Genomic DNA, 11,835 nt, shown 5'->3' on the forward strand with positions numbered 1-11,835 from the left:
GAAAAGGCGAACAAACGTGGAGCTGCTGCTCAATCGACTGGGAGTGGTAACTTGGTAGGGGACGTCTTCCTTGTACCCATTACAAGTGGTGGGGGAGGGGATTTTACATCAACGCGGCGACTTCAATTGAACCTTTACTTCACAAGGACACTCAATGTTCTGGGTCATAAGATGAAGCGAAGATCGGTGACGGCTTGCTCGGTGTCGAAATATGAGAGCGACATCCGCAGAAATCTGAATGAAGATCGAACTGCATTAAATTTTTTGGAGAGGCTTCCATTATATATCTCAAATGGTTCTAGGGATTCACAATGAAGCTGGTTTTTCAACACTTGCGAGAGACTCGCAATATTGGCGATCGTTGGTGTAGCCCATTCGACTACTTTAATTGGCCGGGGGCTGAAGCTCGAGATCTAAGGAAGGCTGGCGCCGCCTACGACATCGGAATTTATGGTGGGGGGAAGATCTTCGGATCTTTAAGTAAAGAGGCGGGAGTGATCCGTGGGCAAACCACCCGACATATCGCATGGGGTGTAAGTACCGTTCAGACTTTTCCGATTTCTTTCAGATATAGCGCGTCACGACGTCTTTGCGAATTGATTGGTAGTCGTGATTTTGGAGATAAACGATATGATTTTGCGCCATGCGTGAGCTGCATGTCGCCACTGTTCGATATTGTAAAGCCTCCGGAGCATGATGTGGTGTTTTACTATCATGCCGGAAAGACCGCTGGTCAGGGCATTAATATTCCAAGCTGGATGCCTTCGCTCTCCAATAATTGCTCTAGCCTTGAGGAGGCGCTGGCCTTCATCGCAAGTGGACGAACGGTCGTTTCAAACTCGTATCACGGTGTCTATTGGTCTTTGTTAATGGGGCGGCGTGTAATTTGTATTCCGTTCTCTGGAAAGTTTTCGTCCTACAGATATCCGCCGTTTTACAGTTCAGCGAAGCGGTGGGCAGATGATTTGAGGAAGGGGCTCGCGCAGCCTCAGATGCTCCAAGTTTGCCGAGAGGCTACATTGAGATTTAAGTACCGGGTCGATGCAGTTATAGATGAGGTTAACGCTGCGCATAGTAGACTATGATGATCTGTTCAGTCTTTTCCTCACCGGGACCATGGCCAAGTTCGCTGAGGCGAGCTGCTGAGTAATAATGACGCCAGCTCGACCAGCCAAGTCCAAGCGCTCTATGAGCCCAACTTCGTGCCTGCTGGCCTTAGCCTCGATCTGCCAAAGGCTTGATTCACTTTTCCTGCGAAAACGTTATGCCGCGAAGCCTATGCGATTGCGCGGCCGCAATAGTTTTTTTGCGCAGTGCCTTTTCTCGCCCTCTGCGCTCGGGCACCAGCGCTAGCGCGGGGTCCAGACGCTGCGTCGGATTTCTTGGTTGCCAAAGAGCGCGCGGTCCAAGACATTCAATCCTAACGTCTCGGCCAAGGTCGCCTCGTTTGAGAAAAGCGACCGGCCCAGATTGGCAGCGCCGTCTTTCAGCTGAAAGCCCAAAGCCTCAAGTAAGGTTGGATAGATATCCAGCATGGTGGCGGGGCGATCGACCACCACCGGCTCTGACGCGCGAGGGCTGTTCAGGATGGTAAAGTAATTGCGCCGCGCCTCGCCAACAGCATTCAACTCTTTCACCATCGTGTTGGGCATCGCCAGATGGTCGCTCATCACCGCAACCACGGTGTTGTCTGCCAAGCCGCGCTCTTCCAAATCGTCCAAGAACCCTTCGATCAGCTTTCCAGTACAATGGATCGTCGCCGGCATAAGACTGTCGGACCGCCGCGGTTTGATCGGGGGCACATAGTCACAACCGGGGTCCAGATAGCCCGCTGGCCCGTGGGTCGAGGCGGTAAAGATCATCAGATAGAAAGGTTTATCGCCTGCGGCCAGCCGGTCCAACTCTTCGCGCCCGGCCTCAAACAAAGTTGTATCCGGTACGCCCCAGGTGTTGGTGCCGGGGATATTGGCATAGGCGGGCTCATTCTTCAGCCCACGCACCCGGCCGACACCATGACCCTTCAAGAAATCGGCAATCGCAAAAATCTCGGTGTCCGAGCCGTTCACATAGGCCCCTTCATAGCCCTGTGCCTGCAACACATCGCTCAGGCAATCGACCCCCGGCAGAAACTGCGCCATGCCATGTGTCGCCACATCATCCGCCGATTTCAACTCCTTGGGGTCTGTCAAGCCGCGCGGCAGCAGCGGGATGCCACATTGCGAGGCGACAAGGCCTGCCGCGCTGAAATGCGTGCCTTTGACCTGACCAAGATTGCGGGCCGAAAATCCCCGATCCTCCATTGCTGCCAATGCTTTAAACGCATCGGCCGAAGCCGGGATGTCGCGGTAACTGCGCTCAAGCGATTCCAGATAGATGATCACCAGATTGGGCTTTTGCGCCGGGACCGAAGTCACCACCGGCGGGCGCAGATCGTCCAATCCCACCATGTTCAGCGCCGGATCAGGAAAAGCCTGCCGCCAGAGATAGGCAACCGGATGGCTGACGGCGATGCCAAATATCGAAAGTGCCAGCAGGAGCGGCGCAAAATAGGGCAGGCTTCGCAGCAGATACCAACCGCAGAATAGCAAAAGCGCGGTGATTACAGCGGATTCCAACAATGGCTTGGCAAAGTCTTTCATCGCGACGTTCATCATATCGACCGGATTGTTGTCCGCGATCGCAATCAAAACTGTCTCAAGGTCAACATAGCCAAAATTGGTGGCAAGGAAGGTGAAGGGCACTGTCAGTGCCAAAGCCAGCAGTCCCGCCGCCCCGGCCAGACGTGTAAGACGATCCGGTTGCCGCCAGATCAGCGGTAAAATCAAAGAGATAGCGCTAATGACTAAGACGGTTACCGTAAGCGATGTCGTCACAGGCGATAGCGAAAAACCCATCAGCCGGGTCGAGAGGTCAAATCTCTCGATCGCGTGCTGAATTAAACCAGCGCCGAATAGCATTGAGACGAATGCGCGAAAAACGCGCAAGGCAAGACTTTTAGCCAAAGCTTATACTCCGCAACACGGGCGGCAGGGTTTCGCTAAACTGCGGGCCTGTCAACTGCTCTCGCTCGGCAAGGCTTACCCGCCCGCTTCCCTAGACGCGCGGCCGATTTCGCGCCATACACTCGGGATGACCCGTTCGATCCTCTTCCTCACCGGCACCCGCGCCGATTTCGGCAAGCTTGAACCGCTCGCGGCTGCTGCGCGGGATGCGGGGCATCGCGTCGGCTTTTTCGTCACCGGCATGCATATGCTGGACCGCTATGGGCTCACCAAGCTTGAAGTGTCGCGCATGCCCGGCGTCGCGGTGCATGATTTCGTCAACCAGCGCCCCGGCGATCCGCAAGACATCGTGCTGGCCAAAACCGTGACCGGCTTTTCCGATTATGTCGCCGAGCATCGCCCCGATCTCATCGTGCTGCACGGCGATCGGGTTGAGGCTCTGGCCGGCGCTTTGGTTTCGGCGATGAACTATGTCCGCTCGGCGCATGTTGAGGGGGGAGAGGTCTCTGGCACCATTGATGAGGTGTTCCGCCACTGCAACACCAAGCTCTGCACGCATCACTTCGTCTCCTCCGAGGCGGCGGCGACTCGCGTCAAAGCCTTGGGAGAGCCGGCGCAGAACATCCATGTCATCGGCTCGCCCGAGCTTGATTTTCACGCCCGGCCCTCGGGCGTCAGCCTGGAAGAGGTGAAGGCCCGCTATGCCATCCCCTTCGACGATTACGGCATCGCCACTTTCCATCCGGTGACCTCGGAACAAGCGACGATGGGCCAGCAGGCGGCCGATCTTTTCGCTGGCCTTGAAGCCTCGGGCCGCAATTTTGTGGTGATCGCGCCCAACAATGACCCCGGCTCCGAGGCGATCTTCGCCGTGCTCGACCAACTGCCGAATGACCGTTTCCGCGTGCTGCCCTCGATGCGTTTCGCGCATTTCTCTGAACTGATGAAAAGCGCGGCCTGCATGGTCGGCAATTCCTCTGCAGGTGTTCGCGAAGCACCCTTCATCGGCTTGGCCTCGCTCGACATCGGCACCAGACAAGCCAACCGCTCGGACGCGAACTCTGTCACCGCCTGCGAGGCCGCTGACAGCGCCTGCATCGCCCGCTTCTTGGCCGAGGAATGGGGCCGTCGCCACGCCCCCGATGCGGGATTCGGGCAGGGTGGAGCGGCAGGACGCTTCGTGCAAACCCTTGCAGATCCAGCCTTTTGGGAACGGCCGCTGCAAAAGGCCTTTCAGGACGCCGAGTGATGGCGGCCAAGGGCTCGGGCCAACTTGCCTTCTACCTCGGCCTTGTGCGGGCTTTGCCGCTGATCGCCCCCGCGGTGCTGCGCCGTCGGGTGAAACGCGGCAAGGAAGACCCCAAACGCTGGCGCGAAAAGCTGGGTGAGGCCTCGGTCCCGCGCCCCGAAGGCCGGCTCATCTGGCTTCACGCCGTTGGTTTGGGCGAGGTGCTGGCCCTGCGCGGCCTTATTGGCGCGCTTGCGGCTGAAGCGCCCGACCTCAGCTTCCTTGTCACCTCAACCGCGCGCTCCTCGGGGCAGGTGATGGGCGCCAACCTGCCGCCCCGCACCACGCATCAATTCCTGCCCCTCGACGCGCCGCGCTACCTGCGCCGCTTCCTTGCCCATTGGCGCCCCGATCTCTCAATCTGGGCCGAGCAAGACCTCTGGCCCGCCGCCGTGGTCGAGGCCGACCGCGCCGGCATCCCGTTGGCATTGGTCAACGCAAGGATGAACGACCGCGCCTTTGCCAGCCGCGCCCGCGCCAAATCGCTTTATGGCAATCTTTTCCGCCGCTTCCGCTTGATCGCGGCGCAAGATGCCACCACCGCGCGCAACCTCACCGCCCTTGGGGCAAAGGATCCTCAGGTGACTGGCTCGCTCAAAGCCGCCGCCCCCGCGCTTGGCGTCGACCCCGCCGCCCTTGCGGCGATGACCAAGGCGCTTGCGGGCCGCCCGCTTTGGCTCTTGGCCTCCTCCCACCCCGAGGATGAGGCCGTGGCCCTTGCGGCCCATCGCAACCATCTGAAAACCCAAGCCAATGCGCTGCTGGTGATCGTCCCCCGCGATCCCCCGCGCGGCCCCCAAATCGCTGAGACTGGCGGCAGTTTAGGCCTCAGCACCACCCTGCAAAGCCAAACCCCAAAACCCTCCGCCTCAACTCAAGTCCATATCGCCGACGCCTTTGGCCAGCTCGGCCTTTGGTATCGCCTCGCGCCAACTGCCCTTATCGGCGGCAGCTTCAGCGCGATCGAGGGCCACAACCCGTGGGAGGCTGCCGCTTTGAACACAGCCATCCTGCACGGTCCGCACACCGCCAATTTCTCCGCCGATTACAGCAGCTTAGACGGGGCAGGGGCCGCGCTTGCGGTCAGCGCAGAAAGCCTCCCCGCCGCCCTTGCCGCCGATCACTCCAACATGGTCGCCAAAGCCCGCGCGCTTTCCGATGCCGCCAAAGGCAGCCTCGCGCCCTTGGCCTCCGATCTCCTTAGGCTCATGAAATGAGGCTCTTTCTCGCCCTATGGTCCGCGCTTTGGAGCCTCGCCCTCCCGGCGATCCTGCTCTACCTGCGCCGGCGCGGCCGCAAAGACCCGCTCTACGCCCAGCACCTTGGTGAGCGCTTTGGCCGCTACGCCATGCCCATGCCCGGCGCGGTCTGGGTCCATGCCGTCAGCCTTGGCGAATTGCGCTCTGCCGTCCCGCTCATCCGCGCGCTCCTGAACCGGGGCGAGCGCGTCGTCATCACCCATTTCACCCCCGCCGGACGGCGCGAAGCCGCCCGCGTTTTCGCCACCGAGATCAAAGCAGGCCAACTGCAACCCGTCTGGATCCCGCTTGAATTAAACTGGTGTTTCAAAGGCTTCTTCCGCAGCTTCCGCCCGAAACTGGGGTTGGTGATGGAGGTGGAAATCTGGCCCCGCCTTACCTTCGCCGCCCGCGACGCCGGCGTGCCACTCTATATGTGCAACGCGGGCTACCCGTCGAAATCGGTTGCCCGCGACGCCAAATTCCCGCTGCGCCCCGCCGTGATGCGCGGCTTTGCGGGCGCCTTGGTCAAATCCCAGATGCAGGCCGAGCGTTTTGCCGCCGTGGGCGTGCAAAACATCCATGTCACCGGCGAGCTGCGCTTTGACCAGCCGATCCCCGAGGCCCTTTTAGAAGCCGCACCCGCCGCCCGCGCCGCCCTTGCGCAAAGCCGCCCCGTTATCACCTTCGCCTCGGTGGTCGAGGGCGAGGATGACACCTATCTCACCGCAATCGAGGCTGCCCTAAAAGCCCCGAACCCGCCCTTCATCATCTATGTCCCGCGCAAGCCCGAACGCTTTGATGAGACTGCAGAAATCATCGCCGCAAGGGGCCTCAAAGCGATCCGACGGAGCCAGATCTTCACCGAAAGCCTGACCCTACGCCCTGAAGCCGCGCCCGCGCTGCAAGGTCCCGACATCCTGATCGGCGACTCTCTGGGCGAGATGTATTTCTACCTTGCCATGGCCGATCGCACCGTCACCGGCGGCGGTTTCACCCCGCATGGCGCGCATAATATCATCGAGCCTTTGGCGCTTGGCCGCCCCGTGATCGTCGGTCCCGCGATCCATACGATCGAATATCCGGCGGTTGAGGCGATCGCGGCGGGCGTCTGTTTCCACGCAAAAGGCGCGGAGGATCTCCCCCGCGCCCTTGATCCGACCCTCTGGCCGGGGCCGTCATCGGCTGAAATTGAGGCCTTCTTGCAGGCCCATTCCGGCGCCACCGCCCGCAGTCTGGCGGTGCTGGAGCCGCTTCTTACCAGCCGCTGAACCCGCCATCGACGTTCAGCAATTGCCCGGTCATATAGCCCGCCGCAGAAGATGCCAAAAACAGCATCGCATCGGCGATCTCATCGGGTTTGGCCATGCGGTCCAGCATGATCAACTCACCGACCCGGCGCTGGAACTCCTCGGAATGATTGTTGAAAACCGCACCGGGGGCGATGGTGTTGACCGTCGCACCGCGCTTGGCCCAATAGCCCGCCAGCCAAACCGTCAGCCCGTGAATCCCCGCTTTTGACACGCCGTAAGCCGAGAAATTCTTGAAGGGCATGCCCTCATAAATCCGGTGATGCGCGCCGTTTAGCGCATACATCGAGGCCACGTTGATCAGCGTGCAGGGATATTTGCCCACGATATCGCGGTCCATCTGCCGCGCGACCATGAAGGGCGCGGTCAGGTTCGTGCGCATGGTCTTTTCCCAATCTGAGACCTCAAGGTCGCAGAAATCCGGAAAACCCTTGCCGGCCCCCATCAACAACTCGCCGGTGATGGCGGCATTGTTAAGGACCACATTCGGCTCCCAGCCGTCTTTCAGGATGCGCGTAAAGATCTGGGTGACCTCATCTTCATTCGCAACATCAAGGGGATAGAAGCGGAAGTTCGGGTTCTTGCCATGCGCTTCCACCAAAGCATCGGCGCGATGTCCCGGCAGATCCGAGCCAATGACTCGCGCGCCCTGCGCCAGCATCCGCCGCACATAGGTAGAGCCCAAAACCCCGCCCGAGCCGGTGATGAAAATGGTGCGGTCTTTCAACTGTTCAGTCATTGCGGGCCTCATTCAGGGCATCGTTAAGCAGGAATTCGACAAGGCGGAAGTCAAACGGGCTGTCGATATCAACGCAGCGCTCGGCGGGCATCAGGAAGGGGATTACACGCCCCTCCCATAGCCCCTTAGAGCGCTTCAGATAATCGGGCGAGACCACATAGGTGGAAGCCGCATGCTCATAGACCACCGGTGCTTGTTGGCGCGCAACCACACCGCCGGGCAGGGGTTTTGAGACATGCAGCGCGCCCGAGGCATCAGGCTCAACAAGGTTGAAATATGGATTCTTTCGGGCCTCGCAGCAGCTCATCACAAGGTCAGGATGTTCGATATTGTAAAGTTGTAGCGCACCGGTGATGTCTTCCGGCAGCCGCAAAGGCGAGGTGCAGTCAAGGTCCAAGAAGGCATCCACCTTGCCAATCAGCGCCTCGGAGGCCTCCAGCGCATGTTGCCAAACGCCAAACTTGCCCGCCGCATCGGTGGCCAAATGCGCCGGCCGCAGGCCGATCTTCAGCGCGCCCTTTGCCACCGCATGCTCATAGATTTCTTCGTCATCGGTCGAGACCACCACGGCATCGACCTGCGGATGTGCGAACAACTGATCCAGCGACCAGTCGATCAGCGGCTTACCGCAGATCGGGCGAAAGTTCTTGCGCGGCACGCCCTTGCTGCCCTTGCGGGCGCCGATATGACCCAAGATCATGGGATCTCCTTCGTGATCTCACCGATAAATTGCCGCGCGCCCCAGGCCTGCGCCACGATCCGCGCCGAGCCCAGCGCCTGATCCAAGCGTGGCATCAAGGGGTTAACGGATACCTCACCGCCAAAGGCCAGCCCAAGGAAATCGCGCGCGGCCTCCATAAACATCGCATTGCGCTCCAGCGGCAGATCCAACAGCCGCGAGCCCGCGCCATCCGTCACCCGATAGATCTGCTGGGCAAAATCGAAGTCCAGCATCTGCTCAGAACCGCGCAGAAGGGTGCGGCGGTGCAAGCCCGGCGTCAGATAATCCATCGAAACCTCGCCCACCAAGCGCCCCGCTTGCAGCGAAATTCGGCTGGCGAAATCCACCCCCTCAAACCGAGGATGCCCCAGCGACTGCACCCCCGTGACCTGCAAATCGGGGAAGAGACACAAGGCCAAATCCAGCTCATGGCAAAGATCCAAGAGCACGCCGCCGCCCTCAGCCCGCGCGGCATAACTTTCACTAAACAGCCAATTTTGCCGCCATTGAGTGACATCATGCCCGATGGATATGGAGAATTGGAACATATCGGCCAAATCCATCGCAGCCATAGCCCGCAAGGCCGGATGGTAGCGCATCATATACCCGAGCATCGAGCGATCGGCGACCGGGGCCGCCGCCGCAGCAATCGCTTCAACCTCCGAAGGCGCGAAAGCCAAGGGTTTTTCGATATACAAAGGTAGACCGCGCAACGCCGCCGCCTCGATCAAAGGCAGCCGCACATCGGTGGCGGTCGCCACCACCACCGCATCCGCGCCATCCATCGCCGCCAAAGCGCCGTCCAGACCCGCCTCGCGCCATGACAGCAGATGCGCCTCGGCCCCCAAAGCGTTGAAATTGTCATGATGCCGGCGTCCAATCGACCCGGCCCCGATCACCAGAACCCGCATGTGGCCCCCTTTTCGGCTATGGCTAGCGCGAAACGGCCCCCGCCGCCAGAGCCGGCTGGCGCTGCGGCCAAAGCGTTGCGCGGTGATAGGCCTGCCCGATCGCCAAAACCCCGGCATCATCGCCCGAACGGCCAATGATCTGCATCCCCGAAGGCAGGCCCTGCGGCCCAAAGCCCAAAGGCACCGACAGAGCTGGCAGTCCGATCAGGCTTGCCGGCACCACCACCTCCATCCAGCGGTGATACGTGTCCATCCGCACACCCGCGATCTCCTCGGGCCAACGCCATTCCGCCGGGAAGGGCCAAACCTGGGCCGAGGGCAGCACCACCGCATCGAACCGGTCAAACATCCGCGCGGCGTCGCGATACCAGCGGCTGCGGATCTCACTCGCGGCATAGACCTCCGCCGCCGTCAGCCCGGCCCCGCGTTCAATCTCCCAGATCGTCTCGGCCTTGGTCAGCGCCCGTTTCGCCGGATCCCGCGCCAGATCACTCTTGCCTCCCGCATTCAGCATCGCCCGAAGCGCAATCCAAGCTTGCCACAACTCCTGGGCAGGGAAGGGCGGCGGCAGGGTCTCCACCTCAGCCCCCAAATCCTCCAGCACCCGCAAGCCCGCCTCGCAGGCCGCCAGAATTCCCGGCTCCATCGGATAGGCGCCACCCCAATCGCCCAGCCAGCCGATCTTTTTGCCCTTCACCCCCGCCTCAAGCCCCGACAACAGGTCCGGCAAAGCCCGAGGGAAGGGCGTCTCCCGGTTCTCCCCGGCCATCACGCCCAAGAACCGCGCCAGATCCTCAACCGTCCGCGCCATCGGCCCTTCGGTTGCCAAAGTCGCCAGATGCGTCTCGCCGCCAGCATCCCCCGGCACCAGCCCCCATGTCGGCCGCAGCCCGTAAACGTTGCAAAACCCTGCCGGATTGCGCAACGACCCCATCATATCCGAGCCATCCGCGACCCAAGCCATCCCGCTTGCCAAAGCCGCCGCCGCCCCGCCCGAAGACCCGCCCGCCGAGCGCGCCAGATCATAAGGGTTCCGCGTCACCCCATGCACCGGGTTGAACGAATGCGAGCCTTGCCCCCATTCCGGCGTATTGGTCTTGCCCGCAATCACCGCGCCCGAGGTCCGGATCCGCGCCACCACAAGGTCATCCGCCTCCGGCAAAAAATCGGCGTAAAGCGGAGAGCCATAGGTGGTCCGCAACCCCTTCGTCGCCAGCAAATCTTTGATCGCTAAGGGAATCCCATGCAGCCACCCCACAGGCGCCACATCATCCAATGCCCGCGCCTCGGCCATCAAGTCATCCGGATCGCGCAGGCTCACAATGGCATTCACCGCGCCATTGACCGAAGCCACCCGCTCCAGCCAAGCCGCCATCACCTCCGAAGGCGCCACTTTCCGCGCATGGATCAACCGCGACAATTCCGTTGCCGACAGCCCAAGAAGCTCTGCTGATTTCATCTTGACCCAAATACTCCAGGGGGGCCCGGGGGGAGGATCCCCCCGGCGGCCGGCCAAAAGAAATGCCGGGGCCCTTTCAGACCCCGGCACAAGCTCAGCCCAAAGGGCTTACTTCATCAACTCGGTCCAGATCGCAGTGATATATTCCTGCGATTTCGGCGAGCAGGTCTCCAAGAAGATCCCGGCCGCTTTATGCTCTTCGGGGATCTCCACCTCAGGCGCACCCTTCATGTCCTCGGGCATGAACTCAGACGAGCCTGCAATGCCATTGGCATAGCGCGCATAGGCCGAGATCAGCGCGGCATTCTCCGGCAACATGATGAAATCGAGGAACTTATAGGCTTCCTCGACATTCTTGGCATCTTTCAAGATCGCCACCGAATCCATGAACAGCGGATAGCCTTCTTTCGGATAGCCATAGGCCACCGGCGGGTTGTTGATGCGCGAGCGCAAAGCCGCACCGTTCCAATAGACCGAAGCCGCCCATTCATTGTTCGACATGCGCTCAGTCATGCCATAATCCATCGCGATCCAGTCGGGCTTGGCCGCAATCAGTGCATCGCGGGCCTTTTTCAGCACTTCAGGATCTTCCGAGCAGGTCTCGCCGCCGAAATACCAAACCGTCATATTGACGATATCGTTCATCTCGGGCGTGACGTTGATCTTACCCTTCAGCTCTTCCGGCACGTCCAAGAAGATCGCCGAGGTGTTGATGTCGCCCTTATAAACATCGGTGTTCACAACCATACCGGTCGAACCCCATTGCCACGGAACCGAGTGTTTGCGGCCCTCATCCCAGCTCACATTCACCCATTGCGGGTCGATGTTGCCGATATTGGCCAGCTTGGAGTGGTCAAGCTCTTGCAGCAGACCCTCTTCCACGAAGACCGGCATATAGTTGGCCGAAGGCACCACAAGGTCAAAGCCATGCCCGCCAGCGCGGATCTTGGCCAAGGCGGTGTCATTGCTGTCGTAATCGGTGACGGTGACTTTGATGCCGGTCTCGGCCTCAAACTTGGTCAAAAGCTCGGGGTTGGTGTAATCGCCCCAGTTGAAAAGCTGCAATGTGCCCTCGGCCGAAGCCAGCGAGGTGCTCGCGCAGAGTAGCGCCGCAGCGCTCAGCATTTTCTTCATCTCATACTCCCTATTGTCTATTGCGCGGGCTGT

At 60.5% G+C, this 11,835-nt stretch carries 10 protein-coding genes; 4 read left to right on the forward strand and 6 right to left on the reverse strand.

Annotation, left to right across the window (positions count from 1 at the left end; translation table 11 throughout):
- Positions 1-311 precede the first annotated feature (311 nt).
- A complete protein-coding gene (locus Q9295_RS05315; RefSeq protein WP_306679470.1) occupies positions 312-1,085 on the forward strand; it encodes a glycosyltransferase family protein in 774 nt (257 codons plus the stop codon).
- A gap of 264 nt (positions 1,086-1,349) precedes the next feature.
- Here the strand turns inward: Q9295_RS05315 and Q9295_RS05320 are convergent, their stop codons facing one another.
- Positions 1,350-2,825, reverse strand: a complete 1,476-nt coding sequence (locus Q9295_RS05320) for a sulfatase-like hydrolase/transferase (RefSeq protein ID WP_306679471.1) — start codon at positions 2,823-2,825, stop codon at positions 1,350-1,352.
- Between the two features lie 304 nt (positions 2,826-3,129).
- On the opposite strand from Q9295_RS05320, the gene neuC reads away from it, so the two are divergent.
- The 3 genes from neuC to Q9295_RS05335 are packed head-to-tail and all read left to right on the forward strand — an operon-like array spanning position 3,130 to position 6,799.
- The gene (gene neuC / locus Q9295_RS05325; RefSeq protein WP_306679472.1) at positions 3,130-4,251 is read left to right on the forward strand and encodes a UDP-N-acetylglucosamine 2-epimerase; all 1,122 of its coding nucleotides are present in this window, start codon (positions 3,130-3,132) and stop codon (positions 4,249-4,251) included.
- A complete protein-coding gene (locus tag Q9295_RS05330; RefSeq protein WP_306679473.1) occupies positions 4,251-5,507 on the forward strand; it encodes a 3-deoxy-D-manno-octulosonic acid transferase in 1,257 nt (418 codons plus the stop codon). Before neuC ends, Q9295_RS05330 begins: the two co-directional genes overlap by 1 nt.
- Positions 5,504-6,799 (forward strand): 3-deoxy-D-manno-octulosonic acid transferase, encoded by a 1,296-nt coding sequence (locus Q9295_RS05335; RefSeq protein ID WP_306679474.1) that lies wholly within the window; start codon positions 5,504-5,506, stop codon positions 6,797-6,799. Before Q9295_RS05330 ends, Q9295_RS05335 begins: the two co-directional genes overlap by 4 nt.
- On the opposite strand, the gene Q9295_RS05340 is transcribed toward Q9295_RS05335, so the two are convergent.
- The 5 genes from Q9295_RS05340 to Q9295_RS05360 form a co-directional block, all read right to left on the reverse strand.
- Positions 6,786-7,577, reverse strand: a complete 792-nt coding sequence (locus Q9295_RS05340) for an SDR family NAD(P)-dependent oxidoreductase (protein ID WP_306679475.1) — start codon at positions 7,575-7,577, stop codon at positions 6,786-6,788. The genes Q9295_RS05335 and Q9295_RS05340 overlap by 14 nt on opposite strands.
- Positions 7,570-8,277, reverse strand: a complete 708-nt coding sequence (locus tag Q9295_RS05345; protein WP_306679476.1) for an acylneuraminate cytidylyltransferase family protein — start codon at positions 8,275-8,277, stop codon at positions 7,570-7,572. The genes Q9295_RS05340 and Q9295_RS05345 overlap by 8 nt, the downstream gene beginning before the upstream one ends.
- The gene (locus Q9295_RS05350) at positions 8,274-9,209 is read right to left on the reverse strand and encodes a Gfo/Idh/MocA family protein (protein ID WP_306679478.1); all 936 of its coding nucleotides are present in this window, start codon (positions 9,207-9,209) and stop codon (positions 8,274-8,276) included. Before Q9295_RS05350 ends, Q9295_RS05345 begins: the two co-directional genes overlap by 4 nt.
- 22 nt (positions 9,210-9,231) lie before the next feature.
- The gene (locus tag Q9295_RS05355; protein ID WP_306679479.1) at positions 9,232-10,668 is read right to left on the reverse strand and encodes an amidase; all 1,437 of its coding nucleotides are present in this window, start codon (positions 10,666-10,668) and stop codon (positions 9,232-9,234) included.
- 108 nt (positions 10,669-10,776) lie between these two features.
- Positions 10,777-11,802 (reverse strand): extracellular solute-binding protein, encoded by a 1,026-nt coding sequence (locus tag Q9295_RS05360; RefSeq protein ID WP_306679480.1) that lies wholly within the window; start codon positions 11,800-11,802, stop codon positions 10,777-10,779.
- Between the last annotated feature and the right edge of the window lie 33 nt (positions 11,803-11,835).

Source organism: Pseudogemmobacter lacusdianii (genome assembly GCF_030848395.1).
Classification (GTDB): domain Bacteria; phylum Pseudomonadota; class Alphaproteobacteria; order Rhodobacterales; family Rhodobacteraceae; genus Pseudogemmobacter; species Pseudogemmobacter lacusdianii.